Source organism: Cobetia sp. SIMBA_158, from assembly GCF_046566945.1.
Taxonomy (GTDB): Bacteria; Pseudomonadota; Gammaproteobacteria; order Pseudomonadales; family Halomonadaceae; genus Cobetia; species Cobetia amphilecti.
In genome coordinates this window covers 127,426-152,077 of sequence record NZ_JAWJYL010000009.1, presented here as the reverse complement: position 1 = coordinate 152,077, position 24,652 = coordinate 127,426, and the positions used below count along the sequence as shown (strand labels likewise).

Here is a 24,652-nt window from a genome sequence, read left to right as displayed (position 1 = left end):
GCGCGCCCTGGAGGATTCGAACCTCCGACCGCCTGATTCGTAGTCAGGTACTCTATCCAGCTGAGCTAAGGGCGCATAAACCTTGAAATCTTTGGCCTGAGCATTTCAAATGACTTCAGGACTTTATCGTGCGAGTACTGCGTCTTTCCAACTTCATGTCTTGCGTTGCAGTGGCGCGCCCTGGAGGATTCGAACCTCCGACCGCCTGATTCGTAGTCAGGTACTCTATCCAGCTGAGCTAAGGGCGCATCTTACTGCATTTGTACCTAATGGCGGAGAGAGAGGGATTCGAACCCTCGATAGGGCTATAAACCCTATACTCCCTTAGCAGGGGAGCGCCTTCAGCCACTCGGCCACCTCTCCTCATCAGGTACGGCGCATATCTTACTCATTTGATTGGGCTTTGTCCAGCCCCTGTGTCGATTTTTTGGCTTCGATGCTGAACATCTCATCACCACTCGACAACAGGCTCGAGGCTGCGCGCCCCCAAGCAATCTCCCCGCATGAACCAGAACATGACGATGGCTAGCCTGTCGTCGCGTCTCGTTCGAGGGAGCGGGCATATTACCGAACCAGAATCGGCTTGTCTCCCCCTTTTTGAGAAAAAAGCCAAATTTTTCCCTTACGGAACACAGACTTGAACAAGCCACCCTCTCATCACCCCGCATGAGCCGCTGCTCATGGAGTAAGTACGCCGTTGTTCATGAAGTAGGCGGGCCACCCTCGCCTGCGCCAGGCCCACACACGCGAACGCCAGCCATGGGGACAATGGCTGGCGTTCATCGGGTCGTGCAGGGTTGTGCGACGTGCAGGCGCAGCATGCCGTCAGGCGATGGCATCGCCATTGTCTTCTTTCTCACGCTGGATGCGCTGATAGATCTCTTCTCGATGGACGGCAACGTCCTTGGGCGCGTTCACACCGATACGCACCTGATTACCTTTCACTCCGAGAACGGTGACAGTGATGTCGTCTCCGATCATCAGAGTTTCACCCACTCTACGGGTCAGGATGAGCATGACTGATCTCCTTGTCAGAAATTCAAAACAGCTGGGACTTCAACGGGATGTGGAGGCGGCGATCGACCGGGACAAGTCGACCACCCTGATGCATGAAGCTCGAATTATGCGCTATGCATGCTCCGACGGCCAATGCCATACATTCATCACACCCGATAGACACGTTGAATGAAAGCGCCCGATGCACAGACTGACATTCAGAAGAATGACAGAAAATACATCGGGCGCTATCGACTTCACGTGCCGCACGTCAGCCAGACCAACCTCCCCGGCCTGGGCACCGACGCTTCACGACTTTGGCAAGTCATTGATTGTCGGTGTCTTTACGACTTCCTTGCTGCACGCTCCGTGGTGAGACTCAGGCAGTCTCGTCGCTGATCGCTTCTGCATCCAGGCCGAAAGCGGTGTGCAGGGAGCGAACCGCCAGCTCCATGAATTTCTCATCGATCAGGACGGAAATCTTGATCTCTGAAGTGGAGACCATGCGGATATTGATGCCTTCTTCCGCCAGTACGCGGAACATCTTGGAGGCGACACCCGCGTGAGAACGCATGCCGACACCGACCAGCGAGACCTTGGCGATGTTGTCATCACCGCGCATCTCACCACCACCGACGGACGGAATCACCGTCTCGGTCAGGATGCGCTGGGTCGCCTTGAAGTCGGTCTTGGCGACGGTGAAGGAGAAGTCAGTGGTATTGCCGTCCGGAGAGACGTTCTGGACGATCATGTCGATTTCGATGTTGGAATCGGCGATCGGGCCCAGAATCTTGGAAGCGACACCCGGGATATCCGGCGTGTTGAGCAGAGTCAGCTTGGCTTCGTTGACATTGAAGGCGATGCCGGAGATCAGCGGTTCTTCCATGTTGTCTTCTTCCTCAGCGACGATCAGGGTACCCGGGCCATCCTCGAAGGAAGACAGCACACGCAGGGGAACATTGTACTTGCCGGCGAATTCCACCGAACGGATCTGCAGGATCTTGGAGCCCAGGCTCGCCATTTCCAGCATTTCCTCGACGGTCACCGTTTCCAGACGACGTGCCTTGGAGCACACGCGCGGGTCAGTGGTATAGACACCATCGACATCGGTGTAGATCTGGCACTCATCCGCCTTCAGTGCGGCAGCCAGCGCGACACCGGTGGTGTCAGAGCCACCACGACCCAGCGTCGTGATGTTGCCCTCTTCATCGACACCCTGGAAGCCTGCCACCACGACCACCTTGCCATCGTCGAGGTCTTCACGCAGGTCATCGGTATCGATGTGCTGGATACGCGCCTTGGTGTGCGCGCTATCGGTGCGGATTCCCACCTGCGCCCCTGTGTAGGAGGTCGCGTCGACGCCGATCTTCTGCAGCGCCATGGCCAGCAGGGAAATGGTGACCTGCTCGCCAGTGGAGACCAGCATGTCCATCTCGCGCGGTGTCGGGTCATCATTGATCTCGCTGGCGAGACCGATCAGTCGGTTGGTCTCGCCACTCATGGCAGAGACGACCACGACAATCTGATGGCCTTCATCGCGGAATCGCTTGACCTTCTCGGCGACGGCCTTGATCCGCTCCACCGAGCCGACCGAAGTGCCTCCGAACTTCTGAACGTATAGCGCCATGTGCGTTTCCGTTATCCGTGTCCGTTTGCGTTGTCCCCACATGAAGCTCATGTGAGCCCAAAAAGAGGCCGGGTCTCCCCAAGAGGAGCCCGGCCTTCATCTTGTACTGTCAGCCCAGCTGGGCGTCTACCCATGATGGCACACCGGCCAGTGCGCCCGGAAGCGAGGCGGCGTCACTGCCACCGGCCTGGGCCATGTCAGCACGACCGCCACCCTTGCCACCGACCTGCTCGGCCACGTGGCGTACCAGGTCACCCGCCTTGACGCGCGAGGTCAGGTCGTCGGTGACACCGGCGATCAGGCTGACCTTGTCACCGTCCGCGACGCCGAGCACCAGGATGCCGGAGCCGAGCTTGGACTTGAGGTCATCCATCAGGCCGCGCAGCTCCTTGCCGGAGACGCCTTCGACCTGCTTGGCCAGCACCTTGATGCCCTGGACATTCGCGATGTCGCTGAGCATGTCGCTGGCAGAGGCGGACGCCAGCTTGGCCTTGAGGCGCTCCAGCTCCTTCTCGAGGCCGCGGTTGCGCTCCAGCAGGCTGCCGACGCGCTCCTCGACCTGCTCCGGCTTGGCCTTGAGACGCTCACCGAGGCGAGCCAGAGTCGCTTCCTGCGCGAGCAGGAAGTCACGCGCGGCGCGACCGGTGATGGCCTCGATACGACGCACGCCGGACGCGATGCCGGTCTCGGCGAGAATGTGCATCTGGCCGATGTCGCCGCTGCGCTTGACGTGAGTCCCGCCGCACAGCTCGATGGAGAAGGCATCCTGACCGATGGTCAGCACGCGGACTTCCTCACCATACTTGGCATCGAAGAGTGCCGCTGCGCCGCGCGCCTTGGCCTCATCGAGACTCATGAACTCGATGGTGGTCTCGGCGTTGGCGAGGATCTGCGCGTTGACGATGCGCTCGACCTCAGACAGCTGCTCGGCCGTCATCGCCTCAAAGTGGCTGAAGTCGAAGCGCAGACGCTCGGCCGTGACCAGCGAGCCCTTCTGCTGAACGTGCTCACCCAGCACCAGACGCAGCGCTTCGTGCAGCAGGTGCGTGGCGGAGTGGTTGCGCACGGAAGCCGCGCGCAGCTCGGCATCGACCTGCGGACGCACCTTGTCACCGACCTTGAGAGCGCCTTCGATCAGCACACCGTGGTGCAGGTGATGGCCGGTCTGCTTCTGGGTATCGCTGACCTGGAAGCGGCCGCCATCCAGATGCAGATAACCGGTGTCACCGGCCTGGCCGCCTGACTCGCCGTAGAACGGGGTGGTATCGAGTACCACGATGCCCTTGGTGTCCACCTCGAGCTGCTCGACGGCATTGCCTTCGGCGTCGAACAGCGAGGTGACGGTGGCTTCCCCTTCCAGCTGGTCGTAACCGGTGAAGACGGTCTCGCCTTCCAGCACCAGGTTGGCGGAGTAGTCGCCGCCGAAGTTGCTGGCCGCACGGGCGCGATCACGCTGTGCTTCCAGGGCCGCCTGGAAACCTGCCTCATCGAGGATCAGCTCGCGCTCGCGGCAGATGTCGGCAGTCAGGTCATACGGGAAGCCGTAGGTATCGTAGAGCTTGAAGATGGTCTCGCCGTCGAGGGTATTGCCCTCGAGACCAGCGATGGCTTCTTCCAGAAGTTTCATGCCATGTTCCAGCGTACGCGCGAACTGCTCTTCTTCCTTGAGCAGCACACGTTCGATCTGCTCGCGAGCGGCGCGCAGTTCCGGATAGGCATCGCCCATCTCGCTGTCCAGAGCCGCAACCAGCTTGTAGAAGAAGCTGCCACGCGCCCCCAGCTTGTGACCGTGACGCACGGCGCGACGGATGATGCGACGCAGCACGTAGCCACGGCCTTCGTTGGACGGCAGCACGCCATCGGCGATCAGGAAGGCGCACGAGCGGATGTGGTCAGCCACCACGCGCAGTGACGGCGTGGCGATGTTGTCGTGACCGATGATCTCGGCCGCGGCGGCCAGCAGGTTCTGGAACAGGTCGATCTCGTAGTTGGAGTGCACGCCCTGCATCACGGCCGCGACACGCTCCAGACCCATGCCGGTATCGATGGACGGCTTGGGCAGCGGGTGCAGCGTGCCCTCGGCGTCACGGTCGAACTGCATGAAGACCAGGTTCCAGATCTCGATGTAGCGATCGCCATCTTCGTCCGGGCTGCCCGGCGGGCCACCGGCGACATCTTCGCCGTGGTCATAGAAGATTTCGGAGGACGGGCCGCACGGGCCGGTGTCACCCATCTGCCAGAAGTTGTCCTCGTCGAGACGCGAGAAGCGGTTCTGGTCGATGCCGACCTCGTTGAACCAGATGTCACGGGCTTCGTCATCGCTGACGTGCACGGTGACCCACAGCTTCTCCTTCGGCAGGCCGAGTTCTTCGGTCAGAAACTTCCAGGCGAACTGGATGGCTTCGCGCTTGAAGTAGTCGCCGAAGCTGAAGTTGCCCAGCATCTCGAAGAAGGTGTGGTGACGGGCGGTATAGCCGACGTTGTCCAGATCATTGTGCTTGCCACCGGCGCGCACGCAGCGCTGCGCGGAGGTCGCACGGCTGTAGCCACGCGGATCACGGCCCAGGAAGACATCCTTGAAGGGCACCATGCCGGCGTTGGTGAACAGCAGGGTCGGGTCGTTGTTCGGCACCAGGGAGCTGGTGGGAACGATGGTATGGCCCTGCTTCTCGAAATAGGTCAGGAAGGCGTTTCTGATTTCTGCGCTTTTCATAGAGGTTCCGTAGCGATGTGCGTAAAGACGCTCCGGGGGTCTTCTGCATGACTTCCGCATGGTTTCTGCATGTTCATCCATGTGGGTATGCATGGAGGTGCAATGAAAAGCATGAAAGAAGGCGCCTGCCCCGTGCCGTCGCAAGACGACCTAGTATAACGCCTGTTCGCGCAAGCTAAAGGGGGGGAAATGTCTTGAAGCGCCGGTTTGCGCGTAATGAGAGCCAAACAGTCGCCCGCCAGCTAGCCTTCTTCGCCCTCATCACTCCAGGCGGACTCCATGGCATAGCGCAGCTGCTCATAGTCGAAGCCACGCTGGAGCAGAAAGCGTTCGCGCCGTGCGCGCTCCTTGTGCCCCTCGCCGGGGCCGGAGAAGCGCCTGGCCAGCGTCTCGCGCGCCAGTTCGAAGAAATCCACCGCCTCGACATGACCGAAGGCATCCGGCGTCGGGTCACTGGCGGCACGCATCACGGCATTGAGCGTCTCGCTATCGATACCACGCTGGCGCAGCTCCTGCTGGATACGCCTCGGCCCCTGCCCGCGCAGCACTCGCGTCCGCAGGAAACTGGCGGCAAAGCGCTCATCGGATTGCAGGCCCTCCTCGGCCATGCGCTCCAGCACCTCCTCGATCAGCAGCTCGACCTCATCGCGACTCAGGGCCGCCTGTGCGCCCTCCTCGCCCGCGGCTTGCCGCTGTGCCAACTCGTCATCGCTGACCGCCCGCAGGTAGTCACGCTCCTTGAGATAGTCGTGCAGCTCGCGGCGGCTATGTTCGCGGCGCGCCAGACGCGCGATGGCATCATTGCGCGCACGCCGTTGCGGCGTCATCGCGCCTGAGTCGAGCGGTTGATACTCAGGCCCACCCATTTCAGTGCTGTCATCGTGCATGGTCATGCTCCCCGGGGTTGAGCAGAAGGACATCGATGGACGTGAACGCAAGGCGCCCGCCTCCGAGTCATCGGGGCGGGCGCCTTGGGATCATCTCACCGGGTCGGAAACGACACGGCGCGATGACGCCAGCCTGGCGGCTGGCGCTCTTGCTCTTTCTTCTGGACGAACCTCAATCGAGATCGATATCCAGGTCGTCTTCACTCTCGGCGGCCGCGGTCTCTTTCGGCTCTTCCTTGGCTTCCGGTGCTGCCAGCAACTGGGCACGGATCTGGGTTTCAATCTCCTCCATGATGGCGGGATTGTCTTCCAGGTACTGGGCGGAATTGGCCTTGCCCTGACCGATCTTGCTGCCCTGATAGCTGTACCAGGCGCCGGACTTGCCGACCAGACCACACTGCACGCCCAGGTCGATCACCTCACCGGCGTGATAGATGCCCTTGCCGTAGAGAATCTGGAACTCGGCCTGACGGAACGGCGGTGCGACCTTGTTCTTGACGACCTTGACGCGGGTCTCGTTACCGGTGACTTCATCACCGGACTTCACGGAGCCGGTACGACGGATATCCAGACGCACACTGGAGTAGAACTTCAGTGCGTTACCGCCAGTCGTGGTTTCGGGGCTGCCGAACATCACGCCGATCTTCATGCGGATCTGGTTGATGAACACCACCATGCAGTTGGCGTTCTTGATGTGACCGGTCACCTTGCGCAGTGCCTGGGACATCAGACGCGCCTGCAGTCCGACGTGTGAGTCGCCCATCTCGCCTTCGATCTCGGCACGCGGCGTCAGTGCTGCCACGGAGTCGACGATGATGACGTCAACGCCGCCGGAGCGTACCAGCATGTCGACGATCTCGAGCGCCTGCTCACCGGTGTCCGGCTGGGAGACCAGCATCTCGTCCAGATTGACGCCCAGCTTCTCGGCGTAGGACGGATCCAGTGCGTGCTCGGCATCGATGAAGGCACAGACCTTGCCCTGCTTCTGCGCCTGGGCGATGACCGAGAGGGTCAGTGTCGTCTTGCCCGAGGATTCCGGGCCATAGATCTCGACCACGCGCCCGAAGGGCAGGCCGCCGATGCCGAGTGCGATATCCAGCCCCAGAGAACCGGTGGAAACCGACGGGATGGCCACACGCGGGGCATCGCCCATGCGCATGACGGCGCCCTTGCCGAACTGGCGCTCGATCTGGGACAGCGCCGCGTTCAGCGCCTTGGTACGATTGTCGTCCTTTGCCATGTGGCCTCCTGTCGAACGGCGGAGCCACACGGGCTGCCACCTGGAATAGAGAATTCTGTCACTGAGAGCTGAGCAGACACCGTCAGACTAGCGGCTGAGGTGTCGTGGCAAAACCCTGTATACATGGACAGTATAATGCCGCAAGTTGCGTCACTCTGCCAGTCCGGTGATGCGCTTTTTCAGGCAGCACCCTCAACGCGGGGCTTGCATCGGGCTCATGCGTCTTCGGTGCCGATCTGCAAGGCCTCCACGCGCTCGATCAAGCCCTGCAATGCCTCCCGCACCGCGGCGTCGCGCACGGCCTGCCGGTCGCCGGGAAAGTGACAGCAGCGTGCCTGCTGGCGCGCCTCGCTCCCCCACGCCAGCCATACGGTGCCGACGGGCTTCTCGTCACTTCCCCCGCCGGGGCCGGCCACACCGCTGATCGCCACCCCCAGCTCAGCGCCACTTTCGCGACAGGCGCCCCTTACCATCTCGCAGACAACTGCCTCGGAGACGGCACCGAATGTTTCAAGCGATGCCTCACTGACCCCCAGCAGGCGCTGCTTGGTGGCATTGGAATAGGTCACGTAGCCCGCATCGAAATAGCTGGAGCTGCCGGCAATCGCCGTGATCGCGGCACTCACCCCGCCCCCGGTGCACGACTCGGCGGTGGTGACACGCACGCCGCGCGCGACCGCCAGCGCCTGCAGCTGCTCAGCCAGGGCATTCGCGCACGCAGCCTCGGGGGTCGTACCAGTCAATTGGCTCACGAACTTTCTCCTTGTGGAGGTCATCGGGTGAAAAGGGCAGCGAGCAGGAGACATCACAGGCATTGGAGCCGGCCGCGCCAGTCCGTAGAATATCGCGCATCCCGCATGCCGTGCTCTCGCATGTGTGCTTTTTCCCATTGCAGTGCAGTCAAGGAAGTCCATGGCCATGGCCAAGAACAGCGCGCCCCAGATGACGCCGATGATGACGCAGTACATGAAGATCAAACGCGAGCACCCCGGCGTGCTGCTGTTCTATCGCATGGGCGACTTCTATGAACTGTTTCATGAGGACGCCAAGCGCGCAGCACAACTGCTCGATATCACGTTGACGGCGCGCGGCAGCTCCGGTGGCTCACCGATTCCCATGGCAGGGGTGCCCTATCACAGCGCCGAAGGCTATCTGGCACGCCTGGTCAAGATGGGCGAATCGGTGGCCATCTGCGAGCAGATCGGTGACCCGGCGACCAGCAAGGGGCCTGTCGAGCGCAAGGTGGTACGTATCGTCACCCCGGGAACGCTGCATGATGAGGCGCTGCTGGATGCCAGCCGCGACAACCTGCTGGTGGCGCTGCACCGTGATGGCGAGACCTGGGGCCTGGCCGCTCTCGAGCTCTCCTCCGGTCGCTTCAGCGTGCTCGAGGTCAATGGTGATGACGAGCTGCTGGCCGAGATCCAGCGTCTGTCGCCTGCCGAAGTCATGGTCGGCGAAAGCCGTACCCTCCCCGCCAGCCTGGCCTCGCGCCCGGGCCTGACCCGCCAGAGCGATTGGCACTTCGATCACGAGACTGCCTTGCGCCTGCTGTGCGATCAGTTCGGCGTCCAGGACCTCAACGGCTTCGGCTGCAGCCACCTGACGCGCGCCGTCACGGCAGCCGGTGCTCTGCTCGACTACGCTCGCGACACCCAGCGTACCGGCCTGCCCCACGTGACCGCGCTGGCCGTCGAGAGCCGCGATGACTCGGTGGTGATCGATGCCGCCAGCCGTCGCAACCTCGAGATCGACACCAACCTGGGCGGCACCAGCGACAACACGCTGGCCAGCGTGCTGGACGTCACCGCGACCGCGATGGGCTCACGCCTGCTCAAGCGCTGGCTCAACCGCCCGCTGCGCGATCAGCTCCAGATCGGCCAGCGTCAGGCGGCGGTGCAACGTCTGCTGGATGGCGACTACCCCTTCGAGCTGCAAGGCCTGCTCAAGCGCATCGGCGATGTGGAGCGCATCCTCGCCCGTGTCGCGCTGCGCAGCGCACGCCCCCGTGACATGGCACGCCTGCGCGATGGCCTCAATACCCTGCCCGAGCTGCGCGCCGTGCTCGCCAGCGTCGAGAAAGGCAGCGCCATCGATGACCTGCGCGATGCCATCCGCCTGTTCCCGGCACTTTCCGCAATGCTCAGCGAGGCGCTGGTCGAGAATCCGCCGGTGGTGCTGCGCGATGGTGGCGTGATCGCCGATGGCTACGACGATGAGCTGGACGAGTATCGCGGCCTGTCCGAGAACGCCGGCCAGTATCTGGTCGCACTCGAGACCCGCGAGCGCGAGCGCACCGGCCTGAGCAACCTCAAGGTCGGCTACAACCGCGTGCATGGCTACTTCATCGAGCTGCCGCGCTCGCAATCGGCCGAGGCCCCGCCGGAATACATCCGTCGCCAGACCCTCAAGAATGCCGAGCGCTTCATCATACCCGAGCTCAAGGAGTTCGAGGACAAGGCGCTGTCCGCCAAGTCCAAGTCACTGACGCGCGAGAAACTGCTGTATGAGCACCTGCTGGATGACCTGAATACCGAACTGGATGGCCTGCAACAGACGGCCCGCGCACTGGCGTCACTGGATGTGCTGACCGCCTTCGCCGATCGCGCCGCCGCACTCGATTTCGTGCGCCCAGAACTCAGCGAGACCCCGGGCATCGATATCGAAGGCGGACGCCATCCGGTGGTCGAGCATGTCAGCGATCATCCCTTCGTTCCCAACGATGTGCGCTTCGATGATGCGCGGCGCATGCTGGTGATCACCGGCCCCAACATGGGCGGTAAATCCACCTACATGCGCCAGACGGCACTGATCGCTCTGCTCGCGCATACCGGCAGCTTCGTGCCGGCGTCGCGCGCCTGCATCGGCCCGCTGGACCGCATCTTCACGCGCATCGGCTCATCGGATGACCTGGCCGGCGGACGCTCGACCTTCATGGTCGAGATGACCGAGACCGCCAGCATCCTGCACAACGCCACTGACGAGAGCCTGGTGTTGATGGATGAAATCGGCCGTGGCACCTCGACCTTCGATGGTCTGTCACTGGCATGGGCCAGCGCCGAGCATCTGGCGCGCACGCGTGCTTTCACCCTGTTCGCGACCCATTACTTCGAGATGACGGCGCTGCCCGAGCATGCCGATGCCGTCGCCAACGTGCACCTGACGGCCGCTGAGCACGGCGATGGCATCGTCTTCATGCACCGCGTCGAGGAAGGCCCTGCCAGCCAGAGCTATGGCCTGCAGGTGGCCCAGCTGGCTGGGGTGCCGCAGAGCGTCATTCTGCGCGCGCGCGAGAAGCTGACCAGCCTGGAGCAGCAGGAAGTCGATCGTCCGCAGGTGGCACGCGAGGATGCGCTGGGCCAACCGGTACCGCAGCAGAATGACCTGTTCTCGGCACCGCCGCATCCGGTCGTCGAGGCCCTCAATGGCCTAGACCCGGATGATCTGAGCCCCAAGCGAGCGCTGGAGCTGATCTACGAATGGCACCGTCAGCGCTGAGCGCCGTCACACCGAGCCAGCGTTGGCGCGCCTGGCTCGAGAATGAGTGGCAAGGCCCGAGAATGAGCGGCAAGGCTCGACAGCAACCTTCGGGCATAGCACCATTCCAAAACGATCCGCCCCTGCTGATTGCGGGGGCGGCAGAGCGCCACTAGAATAACGCCTTATAACATCTGCGCCGCTTATAACCTGAAGACCATGATGTCGCCGAGACGACACATGGTGGGCGCCTGGACCACGACCTACGAGAGAGACGCCAATTCGCGTCAGGAGACCTGCATGGCATTCATCGTCACCGAGAACTGCATTCGCTGCAAATACACCGACTGCGTGGAAGTCTGCCCGGTGGATTGCTTCTACGAAGGCCCGAACTTCCTGGTGATCAACCCGGATGAGTGCATTGACTGCGCGCTGTGTGAGCCGGAATGCCCCGCCGAAGCCATCTTCTCCGAAGATGAAGTACCGGAGAACCAGAAGGAATTCATCGAGCTGAATGCCGATCTGGCCGAAGTCTGGCCGAACATCAGCGAGAAGAAGGACGCCATGGAAGACGCCGAGAAGTGGGATGGTGTCGATGGCAAGCTTGAGTATCTGGAGCAGTAAGCCCCTCAAGCAACCCGCATCTCGCGTGGCAAGCGGCTTGCCCGCCCTGACCGGGCAAGCCCGGCTCTCACGACAGAAACGGCAGCGATTCCCCCGGGAGCCGCTGCCGTTTCGGTATCTGATGCCGGAAGCCGGTGCCTCAAGCTCATGCCAGGAACTCATGCCAAGAGCTCAGCACCCTGACATCCGGGCATAAAAAAGGGCGACCCCGTAAGGTCGCCCGCTCCAAGCGTGTCCCTGTCGATCCATCCTGGATCGCACTCCTGAGTGCTGTCCCTGCCCTTCACGACGTCCTGTCATTCGGGGCGCACCGTCACGCGTGGCGGGCATTGCAGCACTGCTCGCGCAGCTGTCCCACCGCAATGCCCGTTAGTGCAGATATTTGCCTGTCCTGCTGTCCTGCCCATGCATTGCCCGGCGTCCTGCCTGTACCGCTCCCTGCCTGTGCAGCTGACAGCCTCACGACATTCCTTGTCCGACCATCCTTGTCGTGGCTTCCTGCCACTTGATGCTGCCGCTGTCTGCCCCATCATTCCTGACGCGGATGATGTCCCGTCATCCGTCACTTCCTGTGAAGGGCAAGCTTCCTGACTGCATATCAGAGCCTGAGGCTCTTCGACACTCCGTGTCGTTATCGTGCTTCCTGCCTGTGTGGCGCTTCCCATCGCCGACGGATCATCCTGATCCTGACACACTCCGGTGTCATGCCCGCTATCCTTGCTTCCCTGGCATCACTCGCCTGACTCCTTCAAGCGAAGATATGCAGCCCTCTGCTACCGACGTCCGTGTCAGGTCCTTTTCCGCCGAGCGTCCTGCTCAGCGAGGCGAAACGTCCTGCCTCGCCATCAAGTCTTTTCTGATCATCCCGTTGGCATCCTGCCGAGACTGCGGTGTCCCGCCGCACCCTCACGTCCATGCAGCCATTCTGGGCAGCATTCGCCGGCGAGGCAACTAGCCAAACCGCTTAACCCGCCATAGCTGAACAGGCCGTCAAAGAAAATATATTCAATAAAATCAAATAGATATTGAAGAACATACGTTCATATCCGCAGGCAACTCGCAGCCAGTGTCTCGATTGTCCTGCGGGATTTGTAAGAGATGGCTTACACTAAATCAGTGCCTGAAAGCGGCCTGTTTCCTGCATCCCCCTCAAACGCACTCAATCATCGCCTGCAATGCACAACGGGGCCGTGCCAGAAGGCACGACCCCGTTGCAAGTTACCTCTGCGATGCTGGGCGTTGAGCCCCTCACATCACAGGCGATTACTGACCCTTGATCTCTTTCAGGCCGTTGTAAGCCACGTCACCCAGCTGCTGCTCGATCACCAGCAGACGGTTGTACTTGGCGACACGGTCAGAGCGGCACAGAGAGCCGGTCTTGATCTGGCCAGCACAGGTACCGACGGCGAGGTCGGCGATGGTAGTATCTTCGGTCTCGCCACTGCGGTGGGAGATGACCGCGGTGAAGCCGGCGGCCTGCGCCATCTTGATCGCATCCAGGGTCTCGGACAGCGAGCCGATCTGGTTGAACTTGATCAGGATGGAGTTGCCGATGCCTTCATCGATACCACGGCTCAGGATGCGCGTGTTGGTGACGAACAGATCGTCGCCGACCAGCTGCACCTTGTCGCCCAGCTCGTCGGTCAGCATCTTCCAGCCTTCCCAGTCGGACTCGTCCATGCCGTCTTCGATGGAGACGATCGGATATTCCGCGGCCAGGCCGGCCAGATAGTCGACGAAACCACGTGCGTCGAAGCTCTTGCCTTCGCCGGACAGGTTGTACTGACCGTCCTTGTAGAACTCGGAAGACGCGCAATCCAGCGCCAGGGTCACATCGGTGCCCAGGGTGTAGCCCGCATCGCTGACGGCCTGCTTGATGACGGCCAGTGCTTCGGAGTTGGACGCCAGGTTCGGTGCAAAGCCACCTTCATCGCCCACGGAGGTGCTCAGCTCGCGACCCTGCAGCACCTTCTTCAGCGCGTGGAAGATCTCGGCGCCGGTGCGCAGTGCTTCACGGAAGGTCGGCGCGCCGACCGGCTGGACCATGAACTCCTGGATGTCGACATTGTTGTCGGCATGCTCACCGCCGTTGATGATGTTCATCATCGGCACCGGCATGGAGTACTGGCCCGGCTGGCCGTAGAGCTCAGCGATATGAGCGTAGAGCTCGATGCCCTTGGCCTGCGCTGCCGCCTTGGCAGCCGCCAGAGAGACGGCAAGAATCGCGTTGGCACCCAGCGATTCCTTGTTCTCGGTACCGTCCAGCGCCAGCATGGCATCGTCCAGCGCGCGCTGGTCGAGTGCATCCATGCCCACGAGGCGCTCGCGGATCGCGCCATTGACGGCTTCGACTGCCTTCAGCACGCCCTTGCCCAGATAACGGCTCTTGTCGCCATCACGCAATTCCAGCGCTTCACGCGAACCGGTGGAGGCACCGGAAGGAGCGCAGGCACTGGCGCGTTGGCCACCTTCCAGCACGACCTCGGCCTGTACGGTCGGGTTACCACGGGAATCGAGCACCTCAAGGGCGCGGATTTCGACGATATTGGCCATCTTGTGTCGTCCTCTACACGGGGGATTGAAACACCACGACGGGCATCTTGCCCATAGTGCAAAAAGGCCGCTCACACAGGGGTGAACGGCCAGTAGTCCTGCTCAACGAATGTCCAGCGGCGCGAAGCCCTTGACCAGCGCATCCAGCGATTGCAGCTGGCGCAGGAAGGGTTCGAGCTGGTCCAGCGGCAAGGCGCAGGGGCCGTCACACTTGGCGTTGTCCGGGTCCGGATGCGCTTCGAGGAACAGACCCGCCAACCCCAATGCGACACCGGAGCGTGCCAGATCGAAGACCTGCTCACGACGGCCGCCAGCGGAATCGGCTCGCCCGCCCGGGCGCTGCAACGAGTGGGTGACATCGAACAATACCGGCAGGCCGCTATCCTTCATCTCGGCCATGCCGAGCATGTCGACCACCAGGTTGTTGTAACCGAAGCTGGAGCCACGCTCGCACAGCAAAATCCGATCATTGCCCGCTTCACCGCACTTGGCGACGATATGGCGCATCTCGTGCGGCGCGAGGAACTGCGGCTTCTTGACGTTGATGACGGCGCCGGTGCGCGCCATGGCCACGACCAGGTCCGTCTGCCGCGCAAGGAAGGCCGGCAGCTGGATGACATCGGCCACTTCCGCCACGGCTGCCGCCTGATGCGGCTCATGCACGTCCGTGATGATCGGCACACCGAAGCGCGACTTGATCTCGGCCAGAATCTCGAGCCCCTTCTCCATCCCGGGACCACGGTAGGAGTGCATGGAGCTGCGATTGGCCTTGTCGAAGCTGGCCTTGAAGACGTACGGCATGCCCAGGCGTGTCGTCACTTCGACATACTGCTCGGCGACTTCCAGCGCCAGCTCCCGCGATTCGAGCACGTTCATGCCACCGAAAAGCGTCATCGGACGATCGTTGGCGACTTGCAGACCCGCAAATTCGATTACGCGTTGTTCGTTGCTCATCTCTGCACCGTCCATCAAATCGTTGTCCATCGGCAGTCTGCCTGATGATGCTCTGGCGAACATCAAGACATGCAACCACCGCGGAGAAGACCTACGGGCGCCACCTGAGGTGGCGCCCGCTCAACACCCTATCACTCGCCGCGAGTACGCGCCGCCTTGTGATTGAGCGCGGCATTCACGAAGCCGGTGAACAGCGGATGGCCATCACGTGGCGTGGAGGTGAATTCCGGGTGGAACTGACATGCCACGAACCATGGGTGATCCGGCAGCTCGACCATCTCGACCAGCGAGTTGTCGACGCTGCGACCGGAGAAGATCAGGCCTGCTTCTTCCAGGGCCGGCACGAACTGGTCGTTGACCTCATAGCGGTGACGGTGACGCTCGACGATCTCATCGCTGCCATAGGCCTGATGCGCCTTGGAGCCGTTGAGCAGGCTGCAGGCCTGGCCGCCGAGACGCATGGTGCCGCCCAGATCAGACGCCGCGTCGCGGGTCTCGATCTTGCCTTCCGGCGTCAGCCACTCGGTGATCAGACCGACCACCGGGTGCTGGGTGTCATGGGTGAACTCGGTGGAGTTGGCATCGCTCCAGCCCGCCACGTTACGCGCGAACTCGATGACGGCAACCTGCATGCCCAGGCAGATGCCCAGATACGGCACCTTGTTCTCACGCGCGAAGCGCGCAGTGGCGATCTTGCCTTCCACGCCACGCTCGCCGAAGCCGCCCGGTACCAGCACCGCGTCCTTGCCGATCAGACGGTCAGTGCCGTTGCGCTCGATCTCCTCGGAGTCGATGAAGTCGACGTTGACCTTCACACGCCCCTGGATACCGGCGTGGATCAGCGCCTCGTTCAGCGACTTGTAGGCGTCGAGCAGCTCCATGTACTTGCCGACCATCGCGATGTTGATGGTCTTGAGCGGGTTAAGCTTGGCGTCGAGCACCGCGACCCACTCGGACATGTCGGCCTCTTTGGCCTCCAGGCGGAACTTGTCGCAGACGATCTCGTCGAGGCCGGCTTCGTGGAGCATCAACGGAATGCGATAGATGGTGTCGGCATCCTGCAGGGAGACGACGGCACGCTCTTCGACGTTGGTGAACAGCGAGATCTTGCGACGCTCGCTTTCCTCGATCTCGACTTCGCTGCGGCAGATCAGAATATCCGGCTGGATACCGATGGAGCGCAGCTCCTTGACGCTGTGCTGGGTCGGCTTGGTCTTGGTCTCGCCAGCCGTCTTGATGTACGGCACCAGCGTCAGGTGCATGAAGAGTGCACGCTCGCCACCCAGCTGCGCACGCAGCTGACGAATGGACTCCAGGAACGGCAGCGACTCGATGTCACCCACGGTACCGCCGATCTCGACCAGTGCGACGTCATAGCCTTCACCGCCGGCGATCACGCGACGCTTGATCTCGTCGGTGATGTGCGGGATGACCTGCACCGTTCCGCCGAGGTAGTCACCGCGGCGCTCCTTGCGCAGCACGTGCTCGTAGACGCGACCGGTGGTGAAGTTGTTGCCCTGAGTCATGCGCGAGCGGATGAAACGCTCGTAGTGACCGAGGTCGAGGTCGGTTTCCGCGCCATCTTCGGTGACAAAGACTTCGCCGTGCTGGAACGGGCTCATGGTGCCCGGATCGACGTTGATGTACGGATCCAGCTTGAGGATGGTGACCTTGAGGCCACGGGCCTCGAGAATAGCCGCCAGCGAAGCGGATGCGATGCCCTTGCCAAGCGAGGACACAACGCCGCCCGTCACGAAGATAAATCGTGTCATGGAAACCTGCCGAAAACGTGAGCTGTAGGAGAGATCCGGGGGAACGGATCAGGATGGGTCGCCAGTCTAGCGGAAAGGCTGCTCCGGCTCAATTTGAATGCCACCACCTGCCCATCTCGCGTCGCCATCCGATGCACCCGCCATAACGCATCAGACCCGCCGTGGCGGGCCTGATGCGTGACGTCACATGACCTTTACACTTCCAGGAAATCAAGAATCCCTTCAGCGGCACGGCGACCTTCATCGATGGCGGTCACCACCAGATCGGAGCCGCGCACCATGTCACCGCCAGCGAACACCTTGGCATTGGTGGTCTGGAAGGCATGACGCTCGGCGCTGGTCGCGATGCGGCCACGCTCATCGACGGCGATGTCGAAGTCGGCGAACCACGGCGCAGGGCTTGCCTGGAAGCCGAAGGCCACGACCACGGCATCCGCCGGCAGAATCTCTTCGGAACCCGGCACCACTTCCGGACGCTGACGGCCATTGGCATCCGGCTCACCCAGACGGGTGCGCACGACCTTGACGCCTTCGACCTTGCCATCGCCAACCACTGCCACCGGCTGACGGTTGAAGAGGAAATCGACGCCCTCTTCGCGGGCATTGGTCACCTCACGACGTGAGCCCGGCATGTTGGCCTCGTCACGACGGTAGGCGCAGGTCACGCTTTCCGCGCCCTGGCGGATGGAGGTGCGGTTGCAGTCCATCGCGGTATCACCACCGCCGAGCACCACGACCTTCTTGCCTTCCATGGAGACGTAATCCGCCGGGTCCTTCTCGAAGCCCAGACAGTGATTGACGTTGGCGATCAGGAAGTCGAGCGCCTTGTGCACACCCGGCAGATCCTCGCCCGGGAAGCCGCCGCTCATGGCGTTGTAGGTACCCATGCCCAGGAAGACGGCATCGTATTCCTCGAGCAGCGCATCGAAGGTCACATCACGCCCGACCTCGACGTTGAGACGGAACTCCATGCCCATCTCTTCGAAGATCTCGCGGCGACGCGTCATCACGCCCTTCTCGAGCTTGAACTCCGGGATGCCGAAGGTCAGCAGACCGCCGATTTCCGGATGGCGATCATAGATCACCGGACGCACACCATTGCGCACCAGGATATCGGCGGCACCGAGACCCGCCGGGCCTGCACCGATGATGGCGACGCGCTTGTCGGTCCAGCTGACCTTGGACATGTCGGGGCGCCAGCCCATCGCGAAGGCGGTGTCGGTGATGTACTTCTCCACCGAGCCGATGGTGACGGCACCGAAGCCGTCATTCAGGGTGCAGTCGCCCTCGCAGAGACGGTCCTGCGGGCAGACGCGACCACAGACTTCCGGCAGCGAGTTGGTCTGGTGCGAAAGCTCGGCGGCTTCGAGGATATTGCCCTCGGAGACCAGCTTCAGCCAGTTGGGAATGTAGTTGTGTACCGGGCACTTCCACTCACAGTAGGGGTTGCCACAGCCCAGGCAGCGATGTGCCTGGCTGGCGGCTTCTACCGGCTTGAACTCGGCATAGATCTCGTTGAACTCACGTGCGCGCACGCGAGCATCTTTCTTCTGCGGGTCCTGACGACCCACATCGATGAACTGGAAGTCGTTGGCGAGCTGATTGGCCATGATGAATCCTCCTTCAAAATCCGGGCACCGTCGCGGTGCGGGCCCTCACCCGAGGCATGCTGGGGTGAGGGATGCGATCACTCCGGCTGACGCCGTGACTGGTCCAGCAGGCCGTTGAGGCTTGCCGCCTTCGGCTTGACCAACCAGAAGTGACGCACGAAGTCAGGGAAATCACGCAGGATGTCGCGCCCGCGCTCGGAGCCGGTCTCGGCCACATATTCCTCGATGACTTCGCGCAGATGGCGACGATAGGCCTCCATGGCTTCGGTATTGATGCGGTGGATTTCCACCAGCTCATGGTTGTACTTGTCGACGAAGTCGCGATTCTCGTCCAGCACGTAGGCGAAGCCGCCCGTCATGCCCGCACCGAAGTTGACGCCTGTCTCGCCCAGCACGCACACCAGACCGCCGGTCATGTACTCACAGCAGTGATCACCCGCGCCCTCGATCACGGCGTGCGCACCGGAGTTGCGCACCCCGAAGCGCTCGCCGGCGGTGCCCGCGGCATACAGCCTGCCGCCGGTCGCGCCGTACAGGCAGGTGTTGCCGATGATGGCGGTCTTGTGGCTCTCGAAGCGCGAACCACGCGGCGGCACGATGGTCAGCTTGCCGCCGTTCATGCCCTTGCCGACATAGTCGTTGGCGTCGCCTTCCAGATACATCTCGAGCCCGTGCGCGTTCCAGACACCGAAGCTCTGGCCTGCCACACCGGTCAGGCTGACCTTGAGCGGCGAGCCTGCCAGCCCGGCCTCGCCATAGCGCTTGGCGATTTCACCCGAGACACGCGCGCCCACCGAGCGATCGCAGTTGGTGACATGGAAGCTGAACTCGCCACCGCTGCGGCTGTCGATCGCCGACTCCATCGCGGCCAGCATCTCGAGGTTCTTGGCACCGGGATCATGCGGCTCGTTGCGGCTGACCTGGCAGAACTGCGGCGCGTCCTTGGGCACGAAGTCATTGCCCAGCAACGGCGTGAGGTCGAGACGACGCTGAGCGTTGGTCTCGCCTTCCAGCACTTCGAGCAGATCGGTACGACCGATCAGGTCGGTGATCTGACGCACGCCCAGCAGCGCCATCAGCTCGCGCACTTCCTCGGCGATGAAGCGGAAGTAGTGCTTGACCATCTCGACGGTGCCGCGGAAATGCTCGTCACGCAGCGCCTGGTGCTGGGTCGCGACACCGGTGGCACAGTTGTTCAGGTGACAGATACGCAGGTACTTGCAGCCCAGCGCGACCATCGGCGCGGTGCCGAAGCCGAAGCTCTCGGCGCCCAGGATCGCGGCCTTGACCACGTCCAGGCCGGTCTTGAGGCCACCATCCGTCTGCAGACGAATCTTGTGCCGCAGCTGGTTGATGCGCAGCGCCTGATGCACCTCGGGCAGCCCCAGTTCCCACGGGGAACCGGCGTGCTTGATCGAGGTGATCGGGCTGGCCGCGGTGCCACCGTCATAGCCGGAGACGGTGATCAGGTCGGCGTACGCCTTGGCGACACCGGTGGCGATGGTGCCGATCCCCGGCTCGGAGACCAGCTTGACCGAGACCTGCGCCGACGGATTGACCTGCTTGAGATCGAAGATCAGCTGCGCCAGATCCTCGATGGAATAGATATCGTGGTGCGGCGGCGGCGAGATCAGTGTCACCCCCGGCACGGCGTAGCGCAGACGTGCGATCAGGTCGTTGACCTTGCCGCCCGGCAGCTGACCGCCCTCACCGGGCTTGGCGCCCTGTGCGACCTTGATCTGCAGTACCTCGGCATTGACCAGGTACGCCGGCGTGACACCGAAGCGACCGGAGGCGATCTGCTTGATCTTGGAGGAGCGCACGGTGCCGTAACGCGCCGGGTCCTCACCGCCCTCACCGGAGTTGGAGCGCCCACCGGCCTCGTTCATGGCCTGGGCCAGCGCTTCATGTGCCTCGGGAGACAGTGCACCAAGCGACATGCCGGCGCTGTCGAAGCGCGGCAGCAGTGACTCGACGGACTCGACTTCCTCGATCGGCAGCGGCTCGGCGACCGGCTTGAGGGTCAGCAGATCACGAATGGTCGCCACCGGACGCTCGTTGACCAGGCGCGCGAATTCCTTCCACTTGCCGTAGTCACCCTGCTGCACGGCCTGCTGCAGCTTCACCACCACATCCGGGTTGTAGGCGTGGTATTCGCCACCATGCACGTACTTGACCAGTCCGCCCTGCTTGATGCGCTTGCGCGGCAGCCAGGCTTCACGGGCCAGCAGTTCCTGCTGGAACTGCAGCTCGGCAAAGCCGGCGCCTTCGATGCGCGAGGCCATGCCGGTAAAGCACATGTCCATGACTTCACTGTTGAGACCGACCGCCTCGAACAGCTGCGAGCCACGGTAGGAGCCGATGTGCGAGATGCCCATCTTGGACAGGATCTTGTAGAGGCCCTTCTGCATGCCCTTGCGATAGTTCTCGCGGGCATCTGCCGGGTTGCCGGACAGCTCGCCGGTGCGATGCATGTCAGCCATCACCTGATAGGCAAGGTACGGGTAGACCGCCGTGGCGCCCACCCCGAACAGCACTGCCATCTGGTGCGCGTCACGCGCATAGCCGGTCTCGATCACCAGGTTGACGCGCGGGCGCAGGGCCAGCGCACCGAGGTGATGATGGATGGCGCCGGTCGCCAGAGCGGCGTGAATCGGCAGCTGCCCCTTCTTCAAGCCACAGTCGCTGAGTACCAGGATCACCTTGCGATTGCGCGCAGCTTCCTCGGCCTGCTGACAGAGGCCCTTGAGCGCCTGCTTGAGGGAGTCCTGCGCCGGATCGTAGTGCAGCTTGAGCGTCTGCGAGGTAAAGGCCGGATCTTCGTGATTGACCAGCGCATTGAACTTGCGCGGTGACAGCACCGGCGTAGTCAGGATCAGGCGATGTGCGTGTTCCGGCGTCGCGTCGAAGATGTTGAGCTCGGCGCCACAGCAGGTCTCCAGCGACATCACGATCGCTTCGCGCAGCGGATCGATCGGCGGGTTGGTGACCTGGGCAAACTTCTGACGGAAGTAGTCGGTCAGCACTCGATTCTGGCGCGACAGCACGGCCATCGGCGTGTCATCGCCCATGGAGCCGACCGCCTCCTGACCGCTCTCGGCCAGCGGGCGCAGCAGCTGATCGCGCTCCTCGAAGCTGACTTGGAACATCTTCTGGTAGACGTCCAGCTGATCGGCATCCATCGGCTGGAAACGCGCCAGCTCGGTCAGTGCAGACTCGAGATAGTTGGCGTTCTCACGCAGCCAGCGCTTGTAGGGATGCGCGCCCTTGAGGCGCTCACTGACCTGATCGGTGTGCAGCACTTCACCGGTCTCGGTATCGACGCCCAGCACCTGACCCGGCCCGACGCGCCCCTTGGCGACGACATCTTCCGGCTTGTAATCGTAGGTGCCGATCTCGGACGCCAGGGTGATGAAACCATTGCGCGTGATGACCCAACGCGCCGGACGCAGGCCGTTGCGGTCCAGCATGCACACGGCGTGGCGACCATCGGTGAGCACGATGCCCGCCGGGCCGTCCCAGGCCTCCATGTGCATGGAGTTGTATTCGTAGAAGGCACGCAGATCGGAGTCCATCTGCTCGACGTTCTGCCACGCCGGCGGCACCATCATGCGGATGGCGCGATAGATATCCATGCCACCGGTCAGCAGGACTTCCAGCATGTTGTCCATGCTGGAGGAGTCGGAGCCGACAGTGTTGACGATCTCGTCCAGCTCGGCGATCTCGGGCAGCTGCTCGGAGACGAAGTTTTCCTTGCGCGCGTTGGCCCAGCCGCGGTTGGCCTCGATGGTGTTGATCTCGCCGTTGTGGGCGAGGAAGCGGAACGGCTGGGCCAGCGGCCAGCGCGGCGCGGTGTTGGTCGAGAAGCGCTGGTGGAAGACACAGATCGCGGTCTCGAGGCGCGGGTCGCCCAGGTCCTTGTAGAAGCGCGGAAGATCTTCCGGCATCACCAGACCCTTGAAGGAGATGACCTTGCCGGAAAGCGAGCAGACGTAGAAGTCCTCTTCACTCTTCAGCGCCTGCTCGGCATAACGGCGCGCCATGAACAGATCGACATTGAAGGCGATGTCAGTGCGCTCGTCGGCGGCACCGACGAAGACCTGACGGATGCGCGGCAGGCAGTCGCGGGCCATCGGGCCGCACACGCTGTCATCCACCGGCATGTCGCGCCAGCCCAGCACCTCGAGATTGCGCGCGCTCAGCGCCGACTCGAAGGCGTCACGCGCGGACTGTTCACGCGCGTCATCATCAGGCAGGAAAAGCGTGCCGACGGCATAGCGGGCGCCCAGTTCCAGCCCGAGGGTTTCTCGAGCGATCTGGCGCATGAAGCCGTCCGGCATCTTGAGCAGCAGGCCACAGCCATCGCCGGTCTTGCCGTCAGCGGCAATCCCGCCACGGTGGGTCATGCAGGTCAGGGATTCAATGGCGGTCTGCAGCAGTTCGTGGCTCGCCTGCCCTTCCATATGGGCGATCAGACCGAAGCCGCAGTTGTCGCGGAACTCTCCCGGATGGTGGAGACCTTTGTTCATGGGGCGTGCCTCACGGAGAAATCATGTGTCCAGATGCTTTTTTTCAAGCATTTTCCCGGTTATAGTTATCGGTTATCTTTATTTTTATACCTGCCGATAGTGGCGCCATCAGTGTCGCTACACGACGCCAGATTTCCCTCGAGCATATCCCCCAGCTTCCCGCCTGCGCAATTCTCCACAGGTCGCCCATCGACCAAAAAAACCTGACAAAACCGAAGGTTAGAAGAACCTTCAACCAAAAAACCCTGTAGGCTCAAGCGCTTAGCGGGTAGACATGCCTCATGTATTTCGCCTTGCAACTTTAGTATTGGTTAAATAAAAAACAGCGTTTTTATTCGATTTACCCCATACCGATTACGCATACGGCATACCAATTCAGGAATCACGCTCCACCAATGACTCCGTCACGGCGCGCTGACACCCGCCAAAAGAAAAGCCGCCACCCAGAGGGTGACGGCTTGCGTGGTCGTGCAGCGCCCATGAACCAGCCGCTGGCTGGCCGGGATGTCAGCGAGAGCTGCGTGGCCAGTGCTCCAGCATGTCGGCCAGCACGCCGGCTGGCGCCTCTTCGGTAATCACCGCTCGGCCGATGCGCTCAAGCAGGATCAGGCGCAGACGACCGTCGACATTCTTCTTGTCCAGCTGCATGTGCTTGAGAAAGTCCTCGACGCCCATGTCTTCCGGAGCCGCCAGCGGCAAGCCTGCCTTGGCAATGATGTGCGAGACACGCTCCACATCCGCACTCGACAGCCAGCCCATGCGCGCCGAAAGCTCAGCCGCCATCAGCATGCCGGTGCCGACGGCTTCACCGTGCAGCCAGACGCCATAGCCCTGATCCGTCTCGATGGCATGCCCGAAGGTGTGGCCCAGATTGAGCAGCGCACGCACGCCCTGCTCGGTCTCATCCTGCGCCACGACATCCGCCTTGATGGCACAGCTGCGGCGAATGGCTTCACCGAGCAGGGTCTCGTCCAGCGCCATCAAGGCCGTCATGTTGTCTTCCAGCCAGCTCAGGAAGCTTTCATCCCACAGCAGACCATACTTGATGACCTCGGCCATGCCCGCTGACAGCTCACGCTGCGGCAATGTCTTGAGGCTTGCGGTATCGATCAGCACCAGACGCGGCTGCCAGAAGGCGCCCAGCATGTTCTTGCCACGCGGATGGTTGACGCCGGTCTTGCCGCCCACCGAGGAATCCACCTGTGACAGCAGTGTGGTCGGCACCTGAATGAAAGCCGCGCCTCGCTGATAACAAGCCGCCGCGAAGCCGGTCATGTCCCCGATCACACCGCCACCGAGGGCGATCAAGGTGCAGCGGCGATTGAAGCCGGCCTCGAGCAGGGCATCCCAGATCAGGCCGATGCTGGCCATGTGCTTGGTCTGCTCACCGTCGTCGAGGATGACCTCGCGGATATCGAGCCCCTCGCCCAACGAGGCCTTCAGTGCGTCCAGATACAGCGGTGCCACCACGGTGTTGGTGACGATCATCACCTGACGCCCCGCAAGGTGCTCCCGAATCAGATCACCACGTGCGGTCAGGCCCGGCCCGATATGAATGGGGTAACTACGCTCGCCGAGCGCGACATCAAGACGATGAGCAGGTGCCAGGGACATCAGAATTCTCCTTGGGCGAAACAGATGACAGCGACTGACGCCCGCCAGGGCCGCCA

General features: G+C 62.4%; 14 protein-coding genes and 3 tRNA genes. 2 read left to right on the top strand and 15 right to left on the bottom strand.

Translation table 11 applies throughout. The features are described from left to right. Position 1: 1 nt before the first annotated feature. From R2R70_RS14275 to R2R70_RS14235, 9 genes are all read right to left on the bottom strand, one after another. A tRNA-Arg gene (locus tag R2R70_RS14275) sits at positions 2 to 75 on the bottom strand. A 96-nt stretch (positions 76 to 171) separates the two neighbouring features. Then, a tRNA-Arg gene (locus R2R70_RS14270) sits at positions 172 to 248 on the bottom strand. Positions 249 to 270: 22 nt separating this feature from the next. After that, positions 271 to 363 (bottom strand) — tRNA-Ser (locus R2R70_RS14265). A gap of 462 nt (positions 364 to 825) precedes the next feature. After that, on the bottom strand, positions 826 to 1,017 hold the full coding sequence (gene csrA, locus R2R70_RS14260; RefSeq protein WP_043332937.1) for a carbon storage regulator CsrA: 192 nt from the start codon (positions 1,015 to 1,017) through the stop codon (positions 826 to 828). A gap of 358 nt (positions 1,018 to 1,375) precedes the next feature. Beyond that, positions 1,376 to 2,623 carry an aspartate kinase gene (locus R2R70_RS14255; protein ID WP_043332939.1) on the bottom strand — a complete coding sequence of 416 codons (1,248 nt, stop codon included), beginning with the start codon at positions 2,621 to 2,623 and terminating at the stop codon, positions 1,376 to 1,378. A gap of 109 nt (positions 2,624 to 2,732) precedes the next feature. Next, positions 2,733 to 5,336 carry an alanine--tRNA ligase gene (alaS, locus tag R2R70_RS14250; RefSeq protein ID WP_054556500.1) on the bottom strand — a complete coding sequence of 868 codons (2,604 nt, stop codon included), beginning with the start codon at positions 5,334 to 5,336 and terminating at the stop codon, positions 2,733 to 2,735. 242 nt (positions 5,337 to 5,578) lie between these two features. Next, positions 5,579 to 6,223, bottom strand: coding sequence for a regulatory protein RecX (locus tag R2R70_RS14245; protein ID WP_410978332.1), 645 nt, complete (start codon positions 6,221 to 6,223; stop codon positions 5,579 to 5,581). Between the two features lie 172 nt (positions 6,224 to 6,395). After that, complete coding sequence (gene recA, locus R2R70_RS14240) at positions 6,396 to 7,463, bottom strand: recombinase RecA (protein ID WP_043332943.1); 1,068 nt, start codon at positions 7,461 to 7,463, stop codon at positions 6,396 to 6,398. A 215-nt stretch (positions 7,464 to 7,678) separates the two neighbouring features. Next, positions 7,679 to 8,215 (bottom strand): CinA family protein, encoded by a 537-nt coding sequence (locus tag R2R70_RS14235; protein WP_410978331.1) that lies wholly within the window; start codon positions 8,213 to 8,215, stop codon positions 7,679 to 7,681. Between the two features lie 166 nt (positions 8,216 to 8,381). On the opposite strand from R2R70_RS14235, the gene mutS reads away from it, so the two are divergent. Then, on the top strand, positions 8,382 to 10,961 hold the full coding sequence (gene mutS, locus R2R70_RS14230; RefSeq protein WP_410978330.1) for a DNA mismatch repair protein MutS: 2,580 nt from the start codon (positions 8,382 to 8,384) through the stop codon (positions 10,959 to 10,961). Between the two features lie 279 nt (positions 10,962 to 11,240). Further along, positions 11,241 to 11,564 carry a ferredoxin FdxA gene (fdxA, locus tag R2R70_RS14225; RefSeq protein ID WP_043333067.1) on the top strand — a complete coding sequence of 108 codons (324 nt, stop codon included), beginning with the start codon at positions 11,241 to 11,243 and terminating at the stop codon, positions 11,562 to 11,564. 1,263 nt (positions 11,565 to 12,827) lie between these two features. Here the strand turns inward: fdxA and eno are convergent. The 6 genes from eno to aroB all read right to left on the bottom strand — a co-directional run bounded on the left by eno (position 12,828) and on the right by aroB (position 24,596). After that, positions 12,828 to 14,117: a phosphopyruvate hydratase gene (gene eno, locus R2R70_RS14220; protein WP_043332946.1), complete on the bottom strand. Its 1,290-nt coding sequence runs from the start codon at positions 14,115 to 14,117 to the stop codon at positions 12,828 to 12,830. A gap of 102 nt (positions 14,118 to 14,219) precedes the next feature. Beyond that, positions 14,220 to 15,071, bottom strand: a complete 852-nt coding sequence (gene kdsA, locus R2R70_RS14215; protein ID WP_054556558.1) for a 3-deoxy-8-phosphooctulonate synthase — start codon at positions 15,069 to 15,071, stop codon at positions 14,220 to 14,222. Between the two features lie 131 nt (positions 15,072 to 15,202). Continuing rightward, on the bottom strand, positions 15,203 to 16,843 hold the full coding sequence (locus R2R70_RS14210; protein ID WP_043332948.1) for a CTP synthase: 1,641 nt from the start codon (positions 16,841 to 16,843) through the stop codon (positions 15,203 to 15,205). A gap of 194 nt (positions 16,844 to 17,037) precedes the next feature. After that, positions 17,038 to 18,453: an FAD-dependent oxidoreductase gene (locus R2R70_RS14205; protein ID WP_043332950.1), complete on the bottom strand. Its 1,416-nt coding sequence runs from the start codon at positions 18,451 to 18,453 to the stop codon at positions 17,038 to 17,040. A gap of 77 nt (positions 18,454 to 18,530) precedes the next feature. Continuing rightward, a complete protein-coding gene (gene gltB / locus R2R70_RS14200; protein WP_131432765.1) occupies positions 18,531 to 22,982 on the bottom strand; it encodes a glutamate synthase large subunit in 4,452 nt (1,483 codons plus the stop codon). A 507-nt stretch (positions 22,983 to 23,489) separates the two neighbouring features. Beyond that, on the bottom strand, positions 23,490 to 24,596 hold the full coding sequence (gene aroB, locus R2R70_RS14195; protein ID WP_054556505.1) for a 3-dehydroquinate synthase: 1,107 nt from the start codon (positions 24,594 to 24,596) through the stop codon (positions 23,490 to 23,492). Positions 24,597 to 24,652 lie beyond the last annotated feature (56 nt).